Origin of the sequence: Nitrincola tibetensis (assembly GCF_003284585.1) — a bacterium.
Lineage (GTDB): Bacteria > Pseudomonadota > Gammaproteobacteria > Pseudomonadales > Balneatricaceae > Nitrincola > Nitrincola tibetensis.
This window is the reverse complement of the sequence record NZ_QKRX01000004.1, coordinates 297,598-322,131: the sequence shown is the minus strand read 5'-3', so window position 1 is coordinate 322,131 and position 24,534 is coordinate 297,598. Positions and strand designations below refer to the sequence as shown.

23 protein-coding genes are annotated in these 24,534 nt (G+C 46.5%); 17 read left to right on the top strand and 6 right to left on the bottom strand.

Going from position 1 to position 24,534, the window contains the following annotated elements:
• The first annotated feature begins 155 nt into the window (after window positions 1-155).
• Entirely contained in the window at window positions 156-1,061 is a 906-nt protein-coding gene (gene rimK / locus DN062_RS07810) for a 30S ribosomal protein S6--L-glutamate ligase (protein WP_036511377.1), read from the top strand.
• Entirely contained in the window at window positions 1,061-2,128 is a 1,068-nt protein-coding gene (locus DN062_RS07805; protein WP_112158761.1) for a succinylglutamate desuccinylase/aspartoacylase family protein, read from the top strand. Before rimK ends, DN062_RS07805 begins: the two co-directional genes overlap by 1 nt.
• A gap of 115 nt (window positions 2,129-2,243) precedes the next feature.
• On the opposite strand, the gene DN062_RS07800 is transcribed toward DN062_RS07805, so the two are convergent.
• Genes DN062_RS07800 through DN062_RS07790 form a run of 3 tightly spaced genes read right to left on the bottom strand, consistent with a single transcriptional unit; the run spans window position 2,244 to window position 5,117 of the window.
• Entirely contained in the window at window positions 2,244-2,906 is a 663-nt protein-coding gene (locus DN062_RS07800; protein WP_112158760.1) for a LutC/YkgG family protein, read from the bottom strand.
• The gene (locus DN062_RS07795) at window positions 2,907-4,319 is read right to left on the bottom strand and encodes a LutB/LldF family L-lactate oxidation iron-sulfur protein (protein ID WP_112158759.1); all 1,413 of its coding nucleotides are present in this window, start codon (window positions 4,317-4,319) and stop codon (window positions 2,907-2,909) included.
• 9 nt (window positions 4,320-4,328) lie between these two features.
• Window positions 4,329-5,117, bottom strand: a complete 789-nt coding sequence (locus tag DN062_RS07790; protein ID WP_112158758.1) for a (Fe-S)-binding protein — start codon at window positions 5,115-5,117, stop codon at window positions 4,329-4,331.
• 111 nt (window positions 5,118-5,228) lie between these two features.
• Between DN062_RS07790 and DN062_RS07785 the strand changes: the two genes are divergently transcribed.
• Window positions 5,229-5,951, top strand: a complete 723-nt coding sequence (locus tag DN062_RS07785; protein WP_112158757.1) for a FadR/GntR family transcriptional regulator — start codon at window positions 5,229-5,231, stop codon at window positions 5,949-5,951.
• A 52-nt stretch (window positions 5,952-6,003) separates the two neighbouring features.
• Here the strand turns inward: DN062_RS07785 and leuA are convergent, their stop codons facing one another.
• A complete protein-coding gene (gene leuA / locus DN062_RS07780) occupies window positions 6,004-7,680 on the bottom strand; it encodes a 2-isopropylmalate synthase (RefSeq protein WP_112158756.1) in 1,677 nt (558 codons plus the stop codon).
• A 166-nt stretch (window positions 7,681-7,846) separates the two neighbouring features.
• Here leuA and DN062_RS07775 point away from each other — a divergent pair, with 166 nt between their 5' ends.
• Complete coding sequence (locus DN062_RS07775) at window positions 7,847-8,329, top strand: Lrp/AsnC family transcriptional regulator (protein WP_205126683.1); 483 nt, start codon at window positions 7,847-7,849, stop codon at window positions 8,327-8,329.
• Between the two features lie 34 nt (window positions 8,330-8,363).
• Here the strand turns inward: DN062_RS07775 and DN062_RS07770 are convergent, their stop codons facing one another.
• Complete coding sequence (locus tag DN062_RS07770; protein ID WP_112158755.1) at window positions 8,364-8,936, bottom strand: glutathione S-transferase family protein; 573 nt, start codon at window positions 8,934-8,936, stop codon at window positions 8,364-8,366.
• Window positions 8,937-9,071: 135 nt separating this feature from the next.
• Here DN062_RS07770 and DN062_RS07765 point away from each other — a divergent pair, with 135 nt between their 5' ends.
• The 12 genes from DN062_RS07765 (at window position 9,072) to DN062_RS07710 (ending at window position 22,876) form a co-directional block, all read left to right on the top strand.
• Window positions 9,072-10,328, top strand: coding sequence for an efflux RND transporter periplasmic adaptor subunit (locus tag DN062_RS07765; protein WP_112158754.1), 1,257 nt, complete (start codon window positions 9,072-9,074; stop codon window positions 10,326-10,328).
• Between the two features lie 2 nt (window positions 10,329-10,330).
• Complete coding sequence (locus DN062_RS07760; RefSeq protein WP_112158753.1) at window positions 10,331-13,411, top strand: efflux RND transporter permease subunit; 3,081 nt, start codon at window positions 10,331-10,333, stop codon at window positions 13,409-13,411.
• 98 nt (window positions 13,412-13,509) lie between these two features.
• Window positions 13,510-14,499 carry a 2-hydroxyacid dehydrogenase gene (locus DN062_RS07755; RefSeq protein ID WP_112158752.1) on the top strand — a complete coding sequence of 330 codons (990 nt, stop codon included), beginning with the start codon at window positions 13,510-13,512 and terminating at the stop codon, window positions 14,497-14,499.
• Window positions 14,500-14,684: 185 nt separating this feature from the next.
• Window positions 14,685-16,601 (top strand): threonine--tRNA ligase, encoded by a 1,917-nt coding sequence (gene thrS / locus DN062_RS07750; RefSeq protein WP_112158751.1) that lies wholly within the window; start codon window positions 14,685-14,687, stop codon window positions 16,599-16,601.
• Between the two features lie 20 nt (window positions 16,602-16,621).
• Window positions 16,622-17,161: a translation initiation factor IF-3 gene (gene infC, locus DN062_RS07745; RefSeq protein ID WP_089503629.1), complete on the top strand. Its 540-nt coding sequence runs from the start codon at window positions 16,622-16,624 to the stop codon at window positions 17,159-17,161.
• Window positions 17,162-17,264: 103 nt separating this feature from the next.
• Entirely contained in the window at window positions 17,265-17,459 is a 195-nt protein-coding gene (gene rpmI / locus DN062_RS07740) for a 50S ribosomal protein L35 (protein ID WP_036511408.1), read from the top strand.
• Window positions 17,460-17,504: 45 nt separating this feature from the next.
• Entirely contained in the window at window positions 17,505-17,861 is a 357-nt protein-coding gene (gene rplT, locus DN062_RS07735) for a 50S ribosomal protein L20 (protein ID WP_036511410.1), read from the top strand.
• Between the two features lie 92 nt (window positions 17,862-17,953).
• Window positions 17,954-18,937, top strand: a complete 984-nt coding sequence (gene pheS / locus DN062_RS07730; protein WP_112158750.1) for a phenylalanine--tRNA ligase subunit alpha — start codon at window positions 17,954-17,956, stop codon at window positions 18,935-18,937.
• Between the two features lie 48 nt (window positions 18,938-18,985).
• Entirely contained in the window at window positions 18,986-21,364 is a 2,379-nt protein-coding gene (gene pheT / locus DN062_RS07725; RefSeq protein ID WP_112158749.1) for a phenylalanine--tRNA ligase subunit beta, read from the top strand.
• A gap of 16 nt (window positions 21,365-21,380) precedes the next feature.
• On the top strand, window positions 21,381-21,692 hold the full coding sequence (gene ihfA, locus DN062_RS07720) for an integration host factor subunit alpha (RefSeq protein WP_036511417.1): 312 nt from the start codon (window positions 21,381-21,383) through the stop codon (window positions 21,690-21,692).
• Window positions 21,664-22,026 (top strand): MerR family transcriptional regulator, encoded by a 363-nt coding sequence (locus DN062_RS07715; protein WP_036511419.1) that lies wholly within the window; start codon window positions 21,664-21,666, stop codon window positions 22,024-22,026. The genes ihfA and DN062_RS07715 overlap by 29 nt, the downstream gene beginning before the upstream one ends.
• A 34-nt stretch (window positions 22,027-22,060) precedes the next feature.
• The gene (locus DN062_RS07710; RefSeq protein WP_112158748.1) at window positions 22,061-22,876 is read left to right on the top strand and encodes an alpha/beta fold hydrolase; all 816 of its coding nucleotides are present in this window, start codon (window positions 22,061-22,063) and stop codon (window positions 22,874-22,876) included.
• 21 nt (window positions 22,877-22,897) lie between these two features.
• Here the strand turns inward: DN062_RS07710 and DN062_RS07705 are convergent, their stop codons facing one another.
• On the bottom strand, window positions 22,898-23,965 hold the full coding sequence (locus DN062_RS07705; RefSeq protein ID WP_112158747.1) for a sulfate ABC transporter substrate-binding protein: 1,068 nt from the start codon (window positions 23,963-23,965) through the stop codon (window positions 22,898-22,900).
• 360 nt (window positions 23,966-24,325) lie between these two features.
• On the opposite strand from DN062_RS07705, the gene DN062_RS19045 reads away from it, so the two are divergent.
• Window positions 24,326-24,451 carry a hypothetical protein gene (locus tag DN062_RS19045; RefSeq protein ID WP_275668115.1) on the top strand — a complete coding sequence of 42 codons (126 nt, stop codon included), beginning with the start codon at window positions 24,326-24,328 and terminating at the stop codon, window positions 24,449-24,451.
• Window positions 24,452-24,534 lie beyond the last annotated feature (83 nt).

The window sequence follows — 24,534 nt, the reverse complement described above, 5'->3', positions numbered from 1 at the left end:
TAATGCAAGCACTGCCAACCGCAGTTGTATCCTTTCCCGACTGATCTTGTTACGCATCTGTAACACGTTTATATATAGAATTTACTGACTTATGATGCAGATTGTTAAATTCTGTATCTGCATCTGTTGTATTAAGTCAGAACCGGAGTAATTGAATGAAAATTGCGATACTTTCTCGTAATGCTAAGCTCTATTCTACGCGTCGCTTGGTAGAAGCTGCGAAAAGCCGAGGCCACGAGGTTCGGGTCGTAGACGTATTGCGTTGTTACATGAACATTACTTCGCATAATCCTGAAATTCACTATCGTGGGGAAGTGTTGAGAGACTTCGATGCTGTTATTCCCAGGATCGGTGCATCAGTGACGTTTTATGGCACCGCCGTATTGCGTCAGTTTGAAATGATGGATGTTTACCCTTTAAATGAATCTGTTGCGATTTCGAGATCGCGCGATAAGCTTCGAAGCTTGCAACTTTTGTCACGAAAAGGCATAGGATTGCCTGTAACCAGTTTTGCTCATTCGCCAGATGATATCGACGATCTACTGAGCATCGTTGGCGGAGCCCCTGCTGTCATTAAGCTGTTAGAGGGTACGCAAGGGGTGGGCGTGGTGCTGGCTGAAACCAATCAAGCGGCTGAGAGTGTTATTCAGGCCTTTATGGGGTTAAAGCAGCACATTCTCGTACAAGAATTTATCAAGGAAGCAAAGGGATCTGATATTCGAGCCTTTGTGGTGGGGGGCAAGGTTGTCGCCGCTATGAAGCGTCAAGCGAAAGAGGGCGAGTTCCGTTCTAATTTACATCGCGGTGGGACGGCAGAGTTGTGTCGAATCACGCCTGAAGAACGTGCAACAGCCATTCGTGCCGCAAAAGTGATGGGATTGAATGTGTGCGGTGTTGATTTGCTCCGCTCGGCACATGGGCCACTGGTGATGGAAGTTAACTCTTCACCGGGTCTCGAAGGTATTGAGCGTGCTTCAGGAAAAGATATTGCCGATCAAATTATCGATTTTATTGAGAAAAACGCGAAGCCTAATCGCACTCAAACCAAGGGACAAGGTTAATGCAATCCGCCTCAACTGCAAAGCGTACACTGAACACAGCGATTACCATAGGGAATGTGACCATCGCGCCTGGTGAGCGTCGCACGGTTGATCTGGAAATGGGAAAACTCTACACCCATACGGCTGCAATGATGCCAGTCCATGTGATTTGTGGGCGTCAAGCAGGCCCTGTGTTGTTTGTCAGCGCCGCGATTCATGGTGATGAAATTAATGGCGTTGAAATTATCAGACGCTTATTGCGTTTGCCTAGATTAAACCGTATTAAAGGAACGCTCATTGCCGTCCCTATTGTGAATCTACTGGGGTTCATTAGTCAGAGTCGATATCTCCCTGATCGACGAGATTTAAATCGCAGCTTTCCGGGTTCCCAGTCGGGGTCATTGGCCAGTCGAACCGCTAGACAGTTTATGCAGGAAGTGGTGAATCAGTCGACACATGGCATCGATCTGCATACGGGAGCGATCAATCGTTATAATTTGCCCCAAATTCGTGCAAATTTAGACGATCCTGAAACGCTTCGTCTTGCGAAAGCATTTGGTACGCCAGTTATTCTAAACTCAGCGCTTAGAGATGGCTCGTTACGCGAAGCAGCAGCTAAAAAAAATGTCCCCATTCTTTTATATGAAGCCGGTGAAGCGCTTAGATTTGATGAGGTGTCTATTCGTGGTGGTGTTCAAGGCATCTTGAATGTGATGAGAGTGCTTGAAATGCTCCCTGAACCGCGCAAAAAAAGCCAGATTAAAGAGCCTGTTGTCGCTCGTTCAAGCACTTGGATCAGAGCACCGCAAAGTGGGATTTTTAGAGCGCAAGTCAGTGAAGGCGCTAGGGTTGTGAAAGATAAAACCCTACTGGCAATTATATCAGACCCTTTTGGTGAGTCTGAAGAAGAGATTTGGTCGCCTGTGAGTGGCCTAGTGATCGGCCAGCTCAAGTTGCCATTGGTCAATGAGGGTGAAGCTCTGTTTAATATTGCTCAATTCTATCGAACGGATCTAGTTGAAGATCGTCTTGATGCGTTTAATGAATCTTTAGAAGCGGAAGACCATCCTTTTGCGGATAGCTTATAAAATGATCGACCTGCTTAGGTCGATCTGGTTTATTTAGCGCACTTCGCGTAAACCCTCGCCCAATCGAGGGTGTCGCAAAAGCCAAGGCGCGATAAAATATTGGCAACGGGAGCCGTCACCCAATTAAAAAGATAGTCAAAGCTCTCGGGCCATGAGCCCCCATTTGCAATCGCTGCTCTATGTCTGCCGAGCGAGATGGCCCGGTAATCATATTGACGGTTCTCGGTAATTGCCCCGGAGATAGATTGCGAACTCTTGCCCAAGCCTCTTCATAGACCCCCACAATATCTTGGCGTTTGAGTACAACTAGATGATTGTCAGGCAAAAAATTCAACGTGGTTGGACTTTCTTTACGTGAATACAACATCAGCGTTCCGGTTTCTGCAATCCCCATGAATGCGAGCGTTAAGCTGGCCAGATCACCCGCCAATGCGACCCTTTCATGTTGCACAATTGGGTGAAGAACGCTCCAATCTAAGGACTTAAGCTCAGCATCGCTGGCCATGACAAGGTCAGGAATGTTTGCGGCTTGTAACCATTGGCTAACGGCGACAGGCAGTGCTTGCAGTGTTGGTAATTCAATTACCTCGGCGGCGGCTTCTTTGGCCATTTCTATAAACAGGGTTTGAATCTCAGCTTCAGACCCTTGGGCACGCATAGGAATTAAGTTACGTTCATGCCGCTCTATTCGTGCCAAGACTTGCTGGCGCTCAGCATCAGAAGGAACGCCACGCCCAAGGCCACGACGAATAGTGTTAAGAATGTCTGATTTGCTCATTTAGTGGCCTGCCTTTTGTTTTTCGTTCCACTGTTGCATAAACGTTTTGCTGCTGGGGACGGGCATATCTCTATGATCGGTCCAGCCACTTACCATGGGTAGCTTATGAATTCGCCCTTTTTTACCACCGAGTAAACGCAGCATACGGTTTGAGGTCTGACTCAGCAGTCGATAAAGAGAGGGACGTTTGGCAAAAAATGCCCAGGTTTTAATGCCCCAGCGCGCGGCTTTAGGGGTTAAGTGCCGTTCGAATTCATTTTTGCGCCAGTGTCGCATGAGTTTTGGCAAAGGAATGTGAACAGGGCAAACGCTTTCACATTTACCGCAAAAAGTAGAGGCATTGGGGAGCAGCGCTGCTTTTTCAATACCAATCATCTGGGGGGTGAGCACAGATCCCATAGGGCCTGGGTACACCCAGCCATAACTGTGTCCACCAATGGCACCATAGACAGGGCAATGGTTCATACAGGCTGCACAGCGAATGCAGCGCAGCATGTCTTGTAGCTCGCCTCCGACCATGTCGCTACGACCATTATCGACAAGAACAACATGATAATCTTCAGGGCCATCTTGATCTTCTGGGCGTTTGGGGCCTGTTGAAAGCGTATTGTAAACCGTAAATTCTTGTCCTGTCGCTGAGCGCGCCAGCAAGCGTAAGAACAGGGTCATGTCTTCAAGGGTGGGCACCACTTTCTCAATTGACGTCACAACAATGTGCGTTTTAGGAAGTGTTTGTGTCAAATCGCCATTGCCCTCATTTGTCACGATAATGCTAGAGCCTGTTTCAGCCACTAAAAAATTAGCACCTGTAATGCCGACATCAGCAGCGACAAAGCGGGCTCGAAGCTCTTCACGGGCCTCTTGCATTAAGACTGCTGGATCCATGGACTTAGGCTTATTGTGATGAGCGTGAAAGGTCTCAGACACATCTTCTAAGTTTAAGTGGATAGCAGGTGCAATGATGTGGCTCGGGTGTTCCCCACGTAATTGTAAAATGTATTCACCTAAGTCTGTTTCGATGGGCGTAATGCCGTTGGCTTCTAAATGTTCATTGAGGTTGATTTCCTCAGTAACCATTGATTTGCCTTTAGTAACGGTTTTAGCCCCTTTGTCTTGGCAAATTTTTAAGATGGTTTGACGCGCATCTTCAGAGGTTCGGCACCAATGAACATGACCACCATTCTTGATCACATTGGCTTCAAACTCTTCAAGATAAATATCAAGGTTGGCAATAATGTGATTCTTTAAGTCACGACCTTGGTCGCGAAGTTGATCGAACTCTGGAAGTCTTGCGACGGCATTGGCACGCTTTTGTGGAAAACCTGTCTTTACATTGCCCAAGGCTTTTTGTAAGCCAACATCTGTGAGCGCGATACGTGCATTTTCTTTAAACTGTGGACTAGTGATTTGCATCTTGGGCTCCTAAAGCGATTTGCCAAGGTGATAGGCTGACTCGCCAAGGGCAGGGTGGCTGAGTTGATCCGCTAAGACTTCTACGACATGGCGTACCTGAACGTCTTTACCTTCGCGTTGCAGTTTTCCTGCCATATTGAGTAAGCAACCCAGGTCGCCACCTAATAATGTTTGTGCGCCAGTCTTCGCAACGTTATCGGTTTTGTTACCGACCATACGATTTGAAATATCAGCGTATTTGACGCAAAACGTCCCGCCAAAGCCGCAACAGGTTTCAGACTCTTCCATCTCGGTTAACTCAACACCCTCAATTTGCGATAAGAGCGCCCGCGGTTGCTGTTTGATGCCAAGTTCTCGCAGTCCTGAGCAGGAATCATGATAGGTAACCTTGCCTTTAAATTGACTTTGAATGTTTGAAAACTGCAAAACATCAACCAAAAAAGAAGTAATTTCAAAAGCTCGCGCCTTAAGGGCTAGCGCTCGGGCATGCCACGGATCTTCCGGTTGAAAGAGTTCGGGATAATGATGGAGCATCCCGATGCAGGACCCAGACGGTCCAACTACGTATTCATAGCCTTCCAAAGCCGTAATGGTGAGGCGGGCTATATCCGCCGTGTTGGAAAAATCCCCTGTATTAAAGGCAGGTTGGCCGCAACAGGTTTGACTTTGGGGAACCTCGACTCGACAGCCAGCGGCTTCAAGTAGTTTAATGGATGCGAAGACGACTTCTGGCCGATATAAATCAGCCAAGCAAGTCACAAATAGACCGATGACAGGTTGTTTATTATTATCTAACACAGCAGAACCCTGATACTAAACGGAAAGAAAAGCTGAAATACAGCTGCATATACTACAAGATAGGCAAAGATCAGACTAAAATAAATAAAAGTCTTAAACTGGTCTTACCAAATGAGTCGATCTGCTCCCCCCGCAAAAGAGTCGCCCCCCTCACGAGTGACCAAGGTTTTGTCAGTCTTGCGCCGGGAGCTTATTCAGGGAAACATTCTTCCAGGTCAATCTCTGCCCTCACAGCGGAAACTCGCTCAGGATTTGCAAGTGGCAAGAGGATCTGTAAGGGAGGCAATTGTCTTGCTGGAATCTGAAGGGATTGTTTCAACGCACCCGGGTGGGAGGAGTCAGGTCAATAATGTGATGACGCCTTATTTTACGTTGGTTGGGGAAACAGGTCTGCAGGGGGTTGAATTACAGTTGCAAGTCTTAGAGGCTAGAGCTGTTCTTGAAGGAGAAGCTGCCTACTACGCAGCCTTGAGAGCCTCGGATGCTGAACTCAGTAAACTTTCGGAGGAATACGAAGCGATGCGATTGCGAAGCATGGGAGAGTCTACACTGTCTAAGGCAAAGGCCGACTTAACCTTTCACATGATGATTGCTAACGCGAGCCATCACTTAATTGTGATTTCGTTCAGCCAGTTGTTTTATGCACGTTACTTTAATGTGATACACGAGACACTATCGTCTACCTTGCGGCGTTACGGTCGTTACCCCGATGGCATTGCACAACAGCATGAAAAAATACATCGATCAATCCAAGCACGCCTTCCTGAGCAAGCTCGGAGCGCGGCAAGTGAACATATTTTGTTTACTCGCCGTTTACTTGAAAAAGGTCAGTAACGCCTGAACGATCACCCGAGTGACAAGATCACTCCAGATGATCGTTAACCGCTTAGGCTATTTTTTGTTCCAGCGCTGTTTGGCTGAAAGGAGAGCGAGCAAATGCACTCAATACGGCCTGTAACGCAGCTGCAGAAGTGTCGTCAGCAGAGGTCACGGCTGAATATGTAATCCCATCAATCTGCAAGGCAACGCAGGCTTGTGCTTTTGCGTCAGTCCCCTCGGTTAAGGCGCTTTCATTAAAGTGTGTAACTTTAATCTCAACACTAAAGCGCTGTTCAAGTGCGTGAACCAGTGCCTCCACCGCACCTGTGCCTTTTCCCTCAAACGCGGGCAATTGAGCGGCAACGTTGAAGCGTCCCTCCACGATCTGTTGATTCGTGTGCAGATCATATCCATTGAGTGACCAACCGTAGGGTATACGATTAAAGTGTTGCTCAAACAGTGTCTTGATCTGTAAAGAGGTGATTTCTGCACCTGTATTCTCAGACGCTTTTTGGACAACACGGCTGACCTCACTGTGCATCCACTTAGGCAAGGTGATGCCGTAGTCACGCTCAAGAACCAATGCAACTCCACCCTTACCGCTTTGACTGTTGATACGGACAACCGCCTCGTATTCACGGCCAATATCGCGGGGATCTATCGGAAGGTAGGCGACTTCCCAGTGGGGCAATTGGTGCTTCTCGTGGTACTGAATCGATTTACGAATCGCATCTTGGTGGCTTCCAGAAAAGGCTGTGTAAACCAATTCGCCCGCCCAAGGGTGGCGGGCCGCGACAGGCAGTTCTGTGCAGTACTCGACCACTTCAATGATTTCCTTAATGTTTGAGAAGTCGAGCATTGGATCAATACCCTGAGAATACAGATTCATGCCCAGAGTGACGATGTCCATATTTCCTGTACGCTCACCATTGCCCAGCAATGTTCCCTCTACTCGATCTGCGCCAGCCATAATGCCTAATTCCGCAGCTGCAACTCCACAGCCACGGTCATTGTGAGTGTGTAAACTGATGATCACTGATTGGCGTTGTGGCAAATGGCGGCAGAAGTACTCAATTTGATCGGCAAAGACATTTGGCGTCGACATTTCAACCGTTGCGGGTAAGTTAATAATGACCTTACGCCCAGTTTCAGGTTGCCACTGGGAAATGACCGCATCACAGACCTCGATTGCATAATCCATTTCAGTCCCCGTGAAGCTTTCTGGGGAGTATTGGAAGGCCCATTCGGTATCAGGGTATTGGTCTGAATACTCTTTGACCCATTTGGCGCCCTGAACAGCAATTGCTTTAATGCCTTCGCGATCCATACTAAACACTTGTTCCCGTTGAACGGTAGAGGTTGAATTGTACACGTGCACAATTGCCTTTTTCGCGCCCGCTAAGGACTCATAAGAGCGTGCGATCAATTCTTCTCTGGCTTGAGTCAAGACCTGAATCGTCACATCGTCAGGAATGAGATTCTCAACAATTAACTTACGAACAAAATCAAAGTCAGGCTGGGAGGCTGAGGGAAAGCCCACTTCGATCTCTTTAAAACCTAGTTTGACCAGCAATTGGAACATGCGTGTTTTTTGTTCGACGTTCATTGGGTTAATCAATGCTTGATTGCCATCACGAAGATCTACACTACACCATAGAGGAGCCTTCTTAATCTGCTGGTCAGGCCAAGAACGGTCTGTCAAACGAATGGGGGTGAAAGCGTGATACTTACGATGATCAAACATGTTGAAGTCCCATATAAGGTCGAGTGTTGATTTGAATATTAGTTTACGCTTAAGTCAGCGCAATAAGCTTGCTAAATTGGGTCTTTTTGCAGATTGTGCGCAATTAAATTTAGGTTTTTTGCGTTTTTGCTTTAGTATTATTGCTCTAAATTGCGAGGGGTTGATGATGAGTGTTGACATAGATCGTTTTGATATCAAAATTTTGCATGAGCTCCAAAAAGATGCCTCCATTTCAAATCAGGAGTTGGCCGAGCGGATTGGACTAACGGCCGCTCCTTGCTCTCGACGTGTTAAGCAGCTCGAAGAAAATGGCTTTATTGAGCGCCAAGTTATTCGAGTGAATGAGCGCAAAGTTGGCCTAAACTTAATTGCGCTGTTACATATTAGTATGGATAAGCATATCCCCGAGCGCTTTGAGGCCTTTGAAACTGCGATTGCCGCCATTCCGGAGGTCATGGAGTGCTATCTGATTACAGGTCACGATGCGGATTATCAACTTAAAGTTGCGGTTGCCGATATGGATAGCTATCACGATATTTTGCTTGGGAAAATTACTCGGATCACCGGTGTTTCAGGGGTGAAGTCGTCTTTTATTATGCGCAAGGTGGTGGATACGACAGCGGTGCCCTTGCACTATCTAAAACGCTAAAGGGCTCGCTGTTGGGTATGCTTGTTTTTTGAGTCTAGTCACGAGGATCGGTTGATTTCACAATGGGGCGATCTAGGTTGCTCTGATAAAACGTATGTAAATGTGGATAGTCTTCAAAAGAGTTTAATGCTCTGAAAAGTGCCCAGTCGATCAAACAAAATAAAGAAATAGAGGCAAAGTTCCACGAGTCAAAGCCTCCTTTGCCAGCAATCTTGTTTAGCACATCGAGAGTTGATTTGATGCGTTCGTGTTGTAGGTTAAAAAATAGAGCGTCTTGAGAAGTGTCTATCCCTGATTTTTCAAGTAAAAAAAGTTCAACGTATGAATCGTTAGCCGCATTAATTAGAGTGAGGTTATTGTCATCATTGATCGTCCAAGGTTCCTTAACATAAGCTTGATTCAGGTATTGAAAGATAATGCGCGAATCAAAAATCACTTGATCACCATCAACCAGCATAGGGATTTTTAAGGCTGGGTTAATGGCTTTAAGGATTGAACGGCCTTCTTCAGCATAAATATTGATATTGATGAACTCGTGATCAAAATCCTCTAAGTAGGCTCTTAAGCGTCTAACATAGGGTGAAGTCGAGGAACCGTATAGTTTCATTGGTATTTCCTGATTTAGACTTTCATAATGTTCGGTGGGCGAAGTTGACGGATTAAAAACGGTCAATTTTCAGATTAACTAAGATTATCCTTTAGATCATGCTCCTGTCGAGTAGATTAATGAACTGGGCGGTATATGAACCGAATTTTCCGTTACGGGTTACCCCTTCTGCTGATTGTGTTAGCCGTCATTAGCTTTATGTATTTAAAGTCAACGCGCCCGCAAGCTCCCCCCGTTGTTAACGAAGAACGGCGCTGGCCTGTCAGCACGATTCAACTTGAATTGTCACAGGATTCGCCTCAGCTGAGGTTGTTTGGTCGTCTGCAGACTCCTGCTTTGACACACCTGACGGCTCGAACAGGGGGGGAGGTGAGTGCTGTGTATGTACAGGTCGGCGAGCATGTTGACACTGGGCAATTATTGTTGGAGTTAAATCCGCTGGATGCACAGATCGCACTGGGTCAGCGTCAAGCAGAATTAGACGATTTGAAGTCGCAACGTGTACAACGTTTGGCACAATATGAAGCCGATCAACGAGCGTTGGTTCAAGAGCGGGAATTAGTGACGTTAGCCGAGCGGCAATTGAGTCGTATTAGGCGTCTAGCCGATGGAAATCGTGTGGCCGAGCGTGAGGCCGAGTTGGCCGAGCAAGCCTTACGCCAACAGCGACTTGCTTTGTTGACTCGAGAGTTGGCAGTGGAGCAACACCCTTCGCGCTTACAACAACTCGATGCGTCATTACAGCAGGCAGAAGGGCAATTGCAGTTAGCGCAACGTAATTTTCAAGCCGCTCGAGTGTTGGCACCCGAAAGCTCAAGGATTATCGAGTTGCAGGTCGCCCCCGGTCAGTATGTTAATCAGAGCGCGGGGCTACTCACACTTGTTGTACCTGAGCGAATTGAGCTTGTAGCGTCCTTACCCTTGAGTGCTTTAAGTCAGATCCAAGCCGTTTATCGTGAAGGCGTTGACTTAATTGCGAAGGCTTTGATTGATGGCCAAGAGTACCAATTTAAACTTGATCGATTTGATTCCCAAACCCATGCCTCTGGAACCTTGCAAACCTATTTTAAAATAGAGGCAGGTGAAGTTGAGCGCCTACCTATTGGGCGATTTGTCGAAGCTTGGCTGACGATTCCCGCTAGTGAACCTCGCATGTGGATACCTGCAGCATCTTTATATGGGCGTGATCGAGTTTACCGTGTGGTTGAACAGCGTCTAGAAGGCGTTGACGTTCAAATTCTGGGTGAGTTGGTTCGAGCAGATCGAGCGGGGTTTCTAGTGGTTGCAGATGCACTCAATGTAGGGGATCAAGTGCTTGCAAATCGTCTTCCACAAGCGATGCAAGGGTTGGCCGTTGATATAGTTGAACGGCTTGAGCTTTCAGGGGAGTAAGCATGTTACCTAAGCATGGATTTATCAGTCTATTTATTCGACACCCCTTAGCAAGCCCTTTGCTTATTGTGCTCATGCTGATGTCGGGTATCTGGGCATTGTCAAAGTTAAATACACAGTTTTTTCCGACCTTCAATCTAGATATTGTCAGTGTCAGAGTCGTTTGGACAGGCGCCAGTGCCGAGGATGTTGAGGCCGGGTTAACAGTCCCTTTGGAGCAGTCCTTACGTAGTGTTGATGGTTTAAAGTCCATGACCTCAACCTCAAGCCTTGGAATATCAGCGATTACGTTAGAGTTTCGTGATGGAACTGATATGACGCAAGCCTTAGCACAGGTTGAGGATCGTGTTGGTCAACAAAGGAATTTGCCAGCCAATGCAGAGACCCCAATTGTCAGTCGTATCCTTCGCTATGAGCCCATTGTTCGAATGCTTTTGTCAGGCCCGAGCTCCATGCCAGAGCTTCGTGGGTTGGCGCGCCAGTTTGAACGAGAGTTGCTGGATATAGGCATTGAAAAAATTGACTTTACAGGATTGCCCGAAGAGGTTGTTTCAATTGAAATCCCCAGCTCAGCATTGTTGACGTTAAATAAATCACCTCGTCAAATTGCAGAAACGATTGCTCGTTACACCTCAGATCAGCCAGCAGGTCAGTTTGGGCGCGATCAAGGAGGACGTCAATTAAGGTTTTTAGAGCAGGCGAGAGATGAGGCGAGTTTTGCACGTTTACCTATCACGCATTCAACGGAGCAAGGGCGGATTCAATTAGGGGACATTGCTCATATTGAGCGGCGCTCACGTGACAGTGAAACGCGAGTTCGTTATCAGGGCAAGCCTGCCCTGGAGCTATTGTTGCAGAGAACAGAAAGTACGGATGCGTTAAAGGCCGCTCGTCTGTTTAATCAATGGTTGGCGTTGACTGAGCCACAACTGCCCGCCGGAATAGAGCTGAAAGTCTATGATCAGCTGTGGCAACTCATTAGCGAACGCATTCATCTATTACTTAAAAATGGTGTTGGTGGGCTGGTATTAGTCTTGGCCATCTTGTTTTTGTTTTTAAGTGGACGCTTGGCCTTGCGTGTTGCATTGGGGATTCCTATTGCATTTACCACCGCGTTTATCGCGCTGTATCTAGCGGGCGGTAGCATCAATATGCTATCACTTTTTGGTTTTATTATGTCCTTGGGGATTATTGTCGATAATGCGATCGTTGTCAGTGAGCACGCCTATACACTCCGCACTCAAGGAAAATCTGCAGAGGAATCTGCACTGCTTGGTGCGCAGAGAATGTTGGGGCCTGTGATTGCATCATCTTTAACAACCGTGGCGGCCTTTTTTCCCTTAATGCTGATTGGTGGCATTATGGGAAAAATTCTCTTTGAGATTCCTTTGGTTGTTATTTGTGTGATTTTAGCAACCTTGGTCATTAGTTTTTTGATTTTGCCACATCAGCTTTCGAAAGGGTTGTCGGTTTCTAGAGCGCAATTAAAACAGGAAGAGCAGGGATTTCGAGGTCTCTTTGAGCGTGGTTTAAATCGTTTTCGCGACGGCCCTTTTCGACGCAGCGTTACCGCTGCAATTCGGGTTCGTGGCGTGACCTTAACAAGTGCGGTCGCGTTATTGATTTTAGCGATTGGCTTGCTCGCAGGAGGACGTGTTGGTTTTACTTTCTTTCCCAGTCCTGACGGTACGACTTTACGAGCCAATGTAGCCTTTGTATCAGGAACACCTCCTCAAAAAGTTGAGGCCTACATGAGTGAAGTTGAAGCGGCTTTGGACCGAGTGACTGAGTCACTTGAGCAAGCGGTGGTTCGGGTGAAAGTGACGCGTCTAGGGCAGGGGATTAGCTCAGATGGTTCGGCTCCAAGAGGGGATCAATTTGCCTCGATGCTAGTGGAGCTTACCTCACCTGACAGTCGTTCAGTTAGCAATCGCGAGCTCATTCAACGCTGGCAAGCCGAATTAACACCTGTGGCAGGGCTTGATGCGCTGACCATAACGGCGGTAACAGGTGGGCCGCCCGGTCGAGATATAGATGTGCGTTTATCATCAGCAGACCCTCTGCACCTTAAAGCAGCGGCAGAGGCGTTAGCAGCACAAATGCAGGATATACAAGGCTTGTATGCAGTGGAAGACGATACGCCTTATGGACGTGAGCAGCTGTTGTTGACCTTAACCCCTTTGGCAGAGTCGTTAGGTTTGACGCCAAGAGACATAGCCTCTGAATTGAGAGGATTTTTAGATGGTGCATTGGTGCAACTGTACCAAGATGGGTTGGAAGAGGTTGAGGTGAGAGTACGCTTGCCTGACTCTGAACGCTACAGCGCACTTATTCTTGAGAGACTTTATCTTCCAATCCCCAACTTGGATTGGCTAGCCTTGGATCAACTGGTTGATATACGGTATCAACCGGGGTTTGAAACACTTCGTCATGCCGATGCGCGACTCGCCATTCAAGTGTCTGCAGAGCTGGATTCTGCGCAAGGAAATGCGGGGTTGATTCGAGAGCGGTTGGCCAATGAGGTCTTACCGCGTTTGGTCGAGGACTATGGAATTGATTGGTCATTTCAAGGGCGAGCGGTCGATCAGCGTGAGACCATGGCCGATATGCAAATGGGTTTAGTGTTTGCGTTGTTGGCGATCTATATTGTTCTGGCTTGGATGTTCGCAAGCTATTCATTGCCACTGGTGGTGATGGCGATTATTCCATTTGGTCTTCTAGGCGCTGTTGCGGGACACTGGATGTTAGGATTGGAGCTTACGCTATTATCTTTCTTTGGAATTTTTGGTTTGACGGGTATTGTGGTGAACAACTCAATCATACTGGTCAGCTTTTACCAAGATTTACGTCAACAGGGCCTTGATGTTGAAATGGCGATTATAGAGGCCTCTTGTCAAAGGTTAAGGGCCGTTTTAATTACATCAATTACAACAATTGTGGGGTTAGTGCCGCTGCTCTTTGAAACCTCCGTACAGGCGCAGTTTTTGATTCCAATGGCTGTTTCAATCATGTTCGGCTTAGCGGTTGCAACCTTGTTGGTGTTGTTAGTGATTCCAGCGCTAATGCGAGTCGTCATACGTTAGCCTGTACTTTTTACTAGAATGCGTAAGGGGATTTTGGCTAAGATGGAACGCGCAGCAGACGGACCTTATACCTGCATAATGAATACGGAGTCTTTAAGATGAACGTGAAATTTTTTAGTGCACAGGCCTATGATAAGACATTTTTTGATAAGGCCAATCAACACTTTGGTTTTGAGCTGGAGTATCTTGAGGCCCCTTTGAATGTGCAAACCGCACGCTTGGCGGCAGGCGCTGAAGCCGTGTGTGCCTTTGTTAACGACCAATTAGACAGTGCATGCTTACATGCACTGCATCGTCACGGAGTTAAGTGGGTCGCTTTGCGCTGCGCTGGGTTCAATCAAGTTGACCTTGACTCCGCCAAGGCGCTAGGGATTAAAGTGGTTCGAGTGCCTGGCTATTCGCCAGAGGCTGTTGCTGAACACACACTGGCCTTGATATTGACTCTAAATCGTCATACGCATCGAGCGTATAACCGGGTTCGTGAAAGTAACTTCCAATTAAATGGCTTGCTGGGGTTTAACCTCCATCAAAAAACCGTGGGAATTATAGGTACGGGGCAGATAGGGCTCGCTACCGCGCGAATCCTGACAGGTTTTGGTTGTCAGGTCTTGGGCTATGACCCTTACCCAAGTGACGCATTTTTGGCAATCGGTGGCACCTATGTTCGTTTGGATGAACTCTATTCACGCGCTGATATTATTAGTTTGCACTGTCCTTTGTCCCCCGAAAACCATCACTTAATAAATGGATCTGCAATTGCTGAAATGAAGCGTGGGGTGATGTTAGTGAATACCAGTCGAGGAGGGTTAGTGGATACGCGAGCGGCTATTCTAGCGCTTAAGTCGGGGCAAATAGGCTATTTGGCGTTGGATGTGTATGAGCAAGAAAGTGAATTCTTTTTTCGTGATCTTTCAGATGAAATTTTAACAGACGATGACTTATCTCGCCTCATGACCTTTCCGAATGTGCTAATTACAGGACATCAAGGTTTTTTTACGCAGGAGGCATTAACGCAAATAGCTGAGATTACTTTGAGTAATTTACGTGAGTTAAATGAGACAGATGTTTGCGGTCATCAAGTGGTGTAATGAATTGAGCTGCAATATCAGATGATGTATTACAGCCCGCCTTAAATAGAGGGCTTGGTTGGTAAATATGATGGGGTTTGATATACTTTGTCACGCTGTACTTGGTTTGTACGGCTTTTATTTTCCAGCATTTAATTGCTTATGTGGCCTGTCGTAGGGGCCACCACTAAGGTAAGGATATTGTCATGCCTGTAATTACTCTTCCTGATGGAAGCTCGCGTAGCTTTGATCATCCCGTGTCTGTTTTTGATGTCGCTGCAAATATCGGAACAGGTTTAGCGAAAGCAGCCCTAGCTGGTAAAATCAATGGTCAGCTCGTCGATACAAGCTATACCATCACTGAAGATGTGCGCTTGGCCATCGTGACTGCACGCGACGATGAAGGCGTCGACATTATTCGCCACTCTTGTGCACATTTAATGGCGATGGCTGTTCAGGATTTATTTCCGGGAGCTCAAGTTACCATTGGGCCCGTGATCGACAACGGTTTTTATTACGACTTTGCGTATGAGCGTTCGTTTACGCCGGAAGACCTTGAAAAAATTGAAGCGCGTATGAACGAGCTTTCAAAGCAGAACCTACCTGTTTCTCGCTCATTGATGAACCGGGAAGAAGCTATCGCTCTGTTTGAAGAAATGGGTGAGTCTTACAAGGTTGAAATTATAAATGATATCCCTACAGATCAGCCGTTATCCTTTTATAAGCAAGGTGAGTTTATCGATCTTTGCCGTGGTCCGCATGTACCTTCCACTGGCCATATAAAAGTATTCAAGCTCATGAAGGTTGCGGGTGCGTATTGGAGAGGTGATTCCAATAATGAAATGCTGCAGCGCATTTATGGCACAGCTTGGGGCGATAAAAAAGACTTAAAAGATTATCTGTTCCGCTTAGAAGAAGCCGAAAAACGTGACCATCGTAAGCTTGGAAAAGCCCTGCATCTGTTTCATATGCAGGAAGAAGCACCGGGCATGGTGTTTTGGCATCCGAATGGTTGGACAATTTATCAACAAATTGAACAATACATGCGCACAAAGCAGCGTGAGCATGGATATCAAGAAATTAAAACGCCACAAGTGGTGGAACGGACGCTTTGGGAAAAGTCAGGGCACTGGGACAAATTCCACGAAGAAATGTTCACCACAAATTCAGAGAGCCGAGATTTCGCTATTAAGCCAATGAACTGCCCGTGTCATATACAGGTGTTCAATCAAGGCTTGCGTTCATACCGCGACTTGCCTTTGCGTTTGGCAGAGTTTGGTTCGTGCCATCGAAATGAGCCCTCTGGCGCGTTGCACGGTATTATGCGTGTTCGTGGTTTTGTTCAGGACGATGCCCATATCTTTTGCTCTGAACAGTCTATTCAGCAAGAAGTGGCAGACTTTATCGACTTTCTTCATGAGGTTTATCGAGACTTCGGCTTCAAAGACATTATTTATAAGCTCTCGACTCGCCCTGAAAAACGCGTGGGTTCTGATGAAAGCTGGGATAAAGCAGAAAAAGCATTGGCTGATGCCTTGAACACGGCTAACCTTGATTGGCAAGAGTTGCCTGGTGAAGGTGCTTTTTATGGTCCTAAAATTGAGTTTTCGTTAAAAGATTGTCTCGGTCGCGTGTGGCAGTGTGGTACTATACAGGTAGATTTTTCAATGCCGGGTCGTCTTGGTGCCCAGTTTGTGAATGAAGCCGGTGAGCGCGAAGTTCCCGTTATGCTTCATAGAGCGATTTTGGGTTCATTTGAGCGTTTTATTGGTATTTTGATTGAGCATTATGCAGGGGCTTTACCAACTTGGTTATCGCCTGTACAAGCGGTCGTGCTGAATATTACGGACAAACAAGCGGATTTTTGTAAAAAAGTACACGAAACACTCGAAAAAGCTGGAATTCGATCGAATCTAGACTTGAGAAACGAGAAGATCGGCTTTAAAATCCGCGAGCATACTTTACAAAAAGTCCCTTACCTTCTTGTGGTAGGTGACAAAGAGGTTGAATCTGGTTCCGTTGCAGTGCGTACGCGCTCCGGTTCAGATCTTGGTACATTGACACTTGCTGAATTGACTGAACATTTGCTTCAAGACATCAGCAACAAGTCTGACCAACAATAAAAAATTCGTCAGGAGATAGAATTATCAGGCGTGAAACTAAACGTGGTAGCCGCGGTCCGCTGCCACCCATAAATGAGAATATTCGTGCAACCCAGGTTCGTTTAATCGGAGCTGATGGTTCGCAGGTTGGTGTAGTCGCTATCAATCAAGCGCTTGAGATGGCTCAAGAAGCTGAACTTGACCTAGTTCAGATTTCTGAAGCTGACCCCATTGTCTGTAAGATAATGGACTATGGTAAGCATCAGTACGAACTGAAGAAAAAAGCAAATGAGGCTAAGAAAAAACAGACTCAGATGCAGGTCAAGGAAATAAAATTCCGTCCGGGTACGGAAGAAGGGGATTATCAGGTAAAACTACGCAACCTGATACGTTTCCTTGAAAGCGGAGACAAGGCTAAGGTTACTCTTAGATTCCGTGGTCGTGAAATGGCCCATCAGGAGCTAGGTATGCAGTTGCTTGAGCGGATCGAACAAGATCTTGCTGATGCAGGTACTGTAGAGCAGCGTCCTAAGATGGAAGGCCGTCAAATGATCATGGTCGTGGCTCCGAAAAAGAAATAGTCAAATAACATAAAGCCCGCTGGCTGTAGTGAATAAATTCAGCAAGTGGGTTTTGTTGTATGTTGTTTTGGCTGACTAACAAACGAATGCGTGGAGAAGATTAATGCCTAAGATTAAAACTGTCCGCGGTGCGGCAAAGCGTTTCAAAAAGACTGCTAATGGTATCAAGCATAAGCAGGCCTATAAAAGTCATATTTTGACCAAAAAGTCAACTAAGCGTAAGCGTCAATTGCGTCCGATGATGCAAGTCCATGCTTCTGACGTGAAGTTAGTTAAACGTATGTTGCCTACGCTCTAAGCGTTCATTGGTTAAGAAATAGCTATTTATTAGGAAGGAAATGTTATGCCTCGCGTAAAACGTGGTGTTGTGGCGCGTCGTCGTCATAAAAAAATTCTGAAACTGGCCAAGGGTTACTACGGTGCTCGTAGCCGTGTATTCCGTGTTGCTAAGCAAGCGGTCATCAAAGCAGGTCAATATGCTTACCGTGACCGTCGTCAACGTAAGCGTCAATTCCGTGCGTTGTGGATTGCTCGTATCAATGCGGCTGCCCGTATCAATGGTCTGTCTTACAGCCGTTTCATCTCTGGCTTGAAAAAAGCCAATGTTGAAATCGACCGTAAAGTCCTGGCTGATTTAGCCGTTCATCAGCAGGTTGCTTTCGCAGCTGTTGTTGAGAAAGCTAAAGCAGCATTGGCATAAGCCAAGACCCGCCTATTGGTGGTAACTGACTGATTCAGATAGGGGAAGGGCGCATGCTCTTCCCTTTTTTTATGTAATTGGAGCACTCCTAAATGGAAAATCTGAAAAACCTCCTGGAACAAGGCAAACAGGCGGTTGAGACTGCTGTCGATGTCAAAGCACTGGACGATGTTCGTGTTCAGTATCTCGGTAAGAAAGGTGAGCTTACCCAGTTGCTGAAGGGCTTGGGTAAATTGTCAGCTGAAGAACGTCCTGCAGCCGGTGCCTTGATTAACGAAGCAAAAGACGCCTTACAATTAGCGCTTGATACCCGAAAGTCAGAGCTTGAGGCGGCTGCATTGACGGCTAAATTGGCATCAGAGACGCTCGATGTAACCCTTCCGGGTCGTCGTGACGAACTCGGTGGTCTTCATCCTGTCACCAAAACGATGCAGCGTATTGAGGCGTTCTTCGGAAGCATTGGATACACCGTAGCCGAAGGGCCGGAAATTGAAGATGATTATCACAATTTCGAAGCCTTGAATATTCCAGCGCATCATCCTGCTCGTGCAATGCACGATACCTTTTATTTTGATGCTCATACTCTATTGCGTACCCATACCTCACCTGTGCAGGTGCGTACGATGGAAAGCAAAGCGCCGCCAATTCGGATTATCTGCCCTGGACGTGTTTACCGTTGCGATTATGACCAAACGCATTCGCCCATGTTTCATCAGGTAGAAGGCTTATTGATTGATAAAAACATCAGCTTTGCCGATTTGAAAGGAACGCTTGAGCAGTTTTTGCGTGAGTTCTTTGAAGAGGATGTTAAGGTCAGATTTCGTCCATCCTACTTCCCGTTTACAGAGCCCTCGATCGAAGTCGATATTGACCGTGGCGATGGCAAATGGCTTGAAGTCTTAGGCTGTGGAATGGTGCATCCAAAAGTATTTGAGTATTCAGGTATAGATCCTGAAGAGTACACAGGCTTTGCATTTGGAATGGGGGTTGAGCGTTTAGCGATGCTTCGCTACGGCGTCAATGATCTAAGGTTGTTTTTTGAAAACGATCTGCGCTTTTTAAAGCAGTTTAGCTGATCACCCTAACACCTTAGTCATTTACACAGAATTATTCAGGACATCCGCATGAAATTTAGTGAACAGTGGTTACGTGAGTGGGTTAATCCAAGTTTGGATACTCAGGCACTTTCAGATCAACTTAGTTTGGCTGGTTTAGAAGTCGACGATGTTATTGGTGTGGCTGGTGATTTTTCTGGCGTGGTTGTAGCGCAAATTATTGATGCCCAGCCGCATCCAAATGCTGACAAGTTACAAGTCTGCCAAGTGTCGGATGGTGCAGACACTTGGCAGATTGTCTGTGGTGCAGCCAATGCACGAGCGGGTCTTAAAACAGCCTTGGCACGTGTCGGTGCCTGCCTGCCGGGTGATTTCAAAATCAAAGCGGCTAAATTGCGTCAAGTTGAATCCTTCGGAATGCTATGTGCAGAAGACGAGCTAGGTCTTTCGGACGATCACGCAGGCATCATGGAGTTACCGGAGGATGCACCCTTAGGGCTGAATTTAAGAGATTACTTAAATCTGGACGATCAGATCATTGATGTGGATCTAACGCCGAACCGTGGTGACTGTTTAAGCCTTGTGGGTATGGCGCGTGAAGTCGGTGTGTTAAATCAGTTGCCCGTTAAGACGCTAGACATCCCTGCGATTCCTGCACAATCAGATGAAGTCTTTCCAGTTGAGCTGGTGTCGCCAGAGGACTGCCCTCGTTACGTAGGGCGAGTGTTGCGCGGGATCAATCCGCAAGCCACGACTCCCGCTTGGATGGCGTCCAAGTTAGCGCGTTCAGGCATTCGCTGCATTGATCCAGTGGTTGATGTTACCAACTATGTGCTTTTAGAGTTAGGGCAGCCTATGCATGCCTTTGACTTGAATAAACTGGAAGGCCGTATTCTGGTTAGAAAAGCAGAGCAAGGTGAAACGATTCGATTGCTGGATGGTTCTGATGCCACTTTAAATGACGATACCCTAGTGATTGCGGATGATAAAGGCGCGCTTGCAATTGCGGGTATCATGGGCGGTGAGTCTAGCAGTGTTACAGAAACAACCACTGATATCTTCTTGGAAAGTGCATTTTTTCAACCTTTGTCAATCGTGGGACGGGCACGCAATTACGGGCTGCACACGGACTCCTCTCACCGCTTTGAGCGAGGGGTAGACTGGCAGCAGCAGGTTAGAGCGATTGAGCGTGCAACGCAATTGTTGCTTGATATCGTCGGAGGGCAGCCAGGTCCTGTTATTGAGGCGGTGTCAGTTGAGCACTTGCCGCTACAGCCTGTGGTTCGCCTGCGGCATGACCGCGTGGATGCAATGTTAGCGATGGCAATGCCTGCTAATGTTATCGAAGATATTCTAGCGCGCTTAGGCATGACGTTAACATCCGATGTTGAGCGTGAGTGGAGTGTAAGCGTCCCTTCTTACCGATTTGATATTACGCTCGAAGTGGATTTGATTGAAGAAATAGCCCGTGTGTATGGCTATGATAATTTGCCTGTCAGAACACCTGTTGCGCAATTGCCTTTACCGCCGATTCCTGAAGCGAAAGTGGCTGTGAGCCGTTTACGTGAACATTTAATCAGTCGTGGCTATCAGGAAGCCATAACCTATAGCTTTATTGAAATAGGTCTTGCTAAGCAGTTTGATCCTGAGAATGAACCCTTGGCGTTGGCAAATCCCATTTCAGCTGAAATGGCGGTGATGCGGACAACCTTATGGCCAGGATTGATTAAAGCAGTGCTCTATAATCAAAACCGTCAACAAACGCGGATACGCATGTTTGAGACGGGGCAAAGGTTTATCTCATCCGACTCTGGCTTGGAGCAGCAGAACGTGGTTGCAGGGGTTATTACCGGCAATCGTGATGCTGAAGGGTGGACTGCTGGCAAGGACAAGGTCGACTTTTTTGATTTAAAAGGCGATGTCGAGTCTCTGCTGGGGTTAGGCGGGCAGGGATCTGAGTTTGCATTTGTTGCTTCTAAGCATCCCGCTTTGCACCCAGGTCAAACAGCGGCTATCGAACTGGCTGGTCAAGTGATTGGTTTTATCGGTGCTCTTCATCCTCAACTGGTGCATGAGCTTGATTTATCCTCATCGGTATTCTTGTTTGAGATAGACCTAGAGGCTGCATTGAGTGGACGTTTATCGCGTTACTCGGCTTTATCGAAGTTCCCTGAAATGCGACGTGATTTGTCTCTAGTTGTTGATCAATCAGTCAGCTTCTCAGCGGTCAAAGCCGTTGTTGCTAAAACAGCAGGTGAATTTCTCAAAAATATACGCCTTTTTGATATGTATCAGGGCCAAGGTATTGAAGCAGGAAGAAAAAGTCTTGCTTTGGGCTTGACCTGGCAGCATCCTTCGCGCACTCTTACTGATGAAGAAATAAACAACAGTGTTAATGCCGTTGTCTCTGCACTCAGTCAAGAATGCGGAGCCTCGTTAAGAGATTAAAGACAGGGTGAACGTCATGGGCTCTTTGACAAAAGCTGAAATGGCCGAAAGGTTATTTGAAGAACTGGGTCTCAATAAGCGTGAAGCAAAAGAGATGGTCGAATCTTTTTTTAATGAAATCCGTGAATGTCTGGCGTCAAATGAGCAGGTTAAGCTCTCTGGCTTCGGAAATTTTGACTTGCGGGATAAGCGTCAGCGACCTGGCCGTAATCCTAAAACAGGGGAGGAGGTTCCGATCTCTGCACGGCGGGTAGTGACGTTCCGTCCAGGTCAGAAATTAAAGGAGCGTGTGGATACCTATGCAGGAGCACGGAGAGAAGAGTCCTGATCTGGACCCTATCCCGAGTAAACGCTATTTTACAATTGGCGAGGCCGCAGAACTCTGCGACCTCAAGCCACATGTATTGCGTTATTGGGAGCAGGAGTTTAAACAGATACAGCCCATAAAGCGCAATAATCGTCGTTATTATCAACGTCAAGATTTATTGCTTATCCGCCAAATACGTAGCTTGTTGTACGAACAGGGGTTTACCATTACTGGCGCACGCCAGTGGTTGACGGGTGAAGTCGCTGGCGATGACTCAGCACGCTATCAGCAGCTAATTCGTCAAACCATCAATGAGTTGGATGATATTCTCAAAATTCTTAAATCTCATAAATAGGTGATCTTTTCATCGACTCAAGGTTGAGGCTCATATGAATTCGATTTTGAAGCGTCCCCCTCTTCATTTTGCCCATGCAAATGGTTTTCCTGGAGGCTCGTATCGTGTGTTGCTTGATCCGATGCGTTCGGATTGGGATATTCACGTACTCGACAAATTAGGCCATCATCCAGATTATCCCGTGAATCATAATTGGCAAAATCTCGTTGATGAGTTGTTGTTCCATTTTAACGAGGCCTTTGGTGATCAGCCAGTGATTGGTGTTGGCCATTCATTAGGTTCCGTTGTTACCTATATGGCCGCACTGAAAGCGCCTGGTCGCTTTAAGCGTGTGGTGTTGCTCGATCCTCCCTTAATGATGGGGTGGGATAGTCTTGGCTTAAAACTCGCTAAACGCTTAGGGTTTATTGATAAGGTGACACCTGCAGGCATTACACGAGGACGGCGCAGTCATTGGCCTGATGTGGCTGCTGCGGAGGCATATTTTGGGCAAAAGCGTCTTTTTAAGAAATTTCATCCCCAAGCGTTAAAGGATTATGTTGCCTTCGGGACGGAGCCTGATCCAAATGGGGGAATACGTCTTAGGTTTGAACCCGATGTTGAAATCGAGATCTTTCGCCATTTAGCGGATCATTTGAGTCGCAGCCACCGCAAGATCAAAGTACCCGTCGCGATTGTACGTGGCGAAGAGAGTGATCTAATGACGGATGCTCGCATCGCTAAGCTAAAGAAGAAGGGATTTGACTGTTATCATGTACCGGGAGGGCATATGTTCCCACTTGAACACCCTGATGTAACGCGCCACTGCCTTACTCAGATCTTACATGATGAATTAAAAGGCGAGTCGTAGCAGACTCGCCCTAGATTAATATTAGCGTCGAGTGATTTGGTCAAAAATACCGTCATTGCTAAAATGCGTGTCCTGGACTTCTTTCCAATTGCCGAAAATATCATCGAGTCTAAAGAGCTCTATTGCTTGGAAGGCTGCTAAATCTTTTTCATCGGCATGTTCTTGATACTGAGGTCGAAAATAGTACTTGGCAGCAATTGCTTGTCCAACAGGTGAGTAAAGGTAGTTTAAGTATTCGTTAACGACTTGATGATTGCCCTTACGTTCATTATTGGCCGTAACTGCGGCAACGGGCGGTTCTGCTTGAATAGAAACTGAAGGGACGATTAGCTCAAAGCCATGGCTTTCAAAAGCGTTGAGTGCCATGAGTGCTTCGTTTTCCCATGCAATCAACACATCCCCCATGCCGCGCTCAATAAAACTATTGCTGGATGCTCTAGCACCTGTATCCATGACCGTAACATTCCGGAATAGCTGTTGCACAAAGCTTTGTGCTTTTGCGTGCGCTTGTGCCTGTTCGGATGCGTCAGCACTGGATATTTTGTCTAAGCCCTGCAGCGCATCAATATAGGCGAATCCCCAAGCAGCCAAATAATTCCAGCGTGCGCCACCCGATGTTTTCGGGTTAGGAGAAATCACGGCAATGTCGTCGCGTACTAGGTCAGACCAATCGTGAATATTCTTAGGGTTGCCTTTTCTGACTAGAAAAACAATCGTTGAAGTATAGGGTGACGAAGCTAAGGGGAGCTTAGCCTGCCAGTCTGTCTCTAAACGAGACGTTCGTTCAGCAATCATATCAATGTCGTAGGCGAGTGCTAAGGTCACGATATCAGCCGCCAAGCCTTGCATGACTGATAATGCCTGACGCCCTGAACCACCGTGAGACATACGGATATTGACGGTTTGTTCGTGCTCCGCTTCCCAGTACTCCTTAAATGCATTATTAAACTCTTGATAGAACTCTCGAGTTGGATCGTAAGATACATTAAGGATTTCAAGATCTTTTGCTAAGAGCGTCGTTGAGAATAAAAATGTCAGGCTGATCATACTGAGCAGGCGAATCAGCCAGTGTTTTTTAATAGAGTTCATTGCCGTAATTTCCTTGATTGCAGACAACGGCAAGCATACGGCATTGTTTTTATATTTAAAAAGAATTAAAAGTTAAATCTTTATTTCTTTATAGAATATATTGGTGGAGTTTTATGTAGATACTGGTCTAATTCAGACGATTGAGGCTCACTCACACTGACATCAAGTGACAAATTTTGTAGAGAATATGTCATTTTTGACTTAAGCCGCTTGTGACATTCCTCTCCTTTTTATGAATTGAAGTTATACTTGATAAAATTATTTATTAATCAATAGGTTATTTTATTTTTCTGTGAGCTAAAACTTGGCACCCATTATGCAATATATAAGTAAGTTCTAATTACTCAAAGGAGAGAGCATATGGCCCACTTAACTCAAGAAGCGTATGAAACCCTTGGACTCTATCCCTCGATTGCTCTAATCGTCGGCGGGTTTTTGGTCGCGATTTTACCTCTGATTGTTCAAATCAGTGTGTTACTGACATGATCTAATTCTTTTTGCTTCAGCTCTTGTTATCTCACCCATTTTGCAGCGCCCACATATCATCCTGTGGGCTTTTTTTTGCGTGA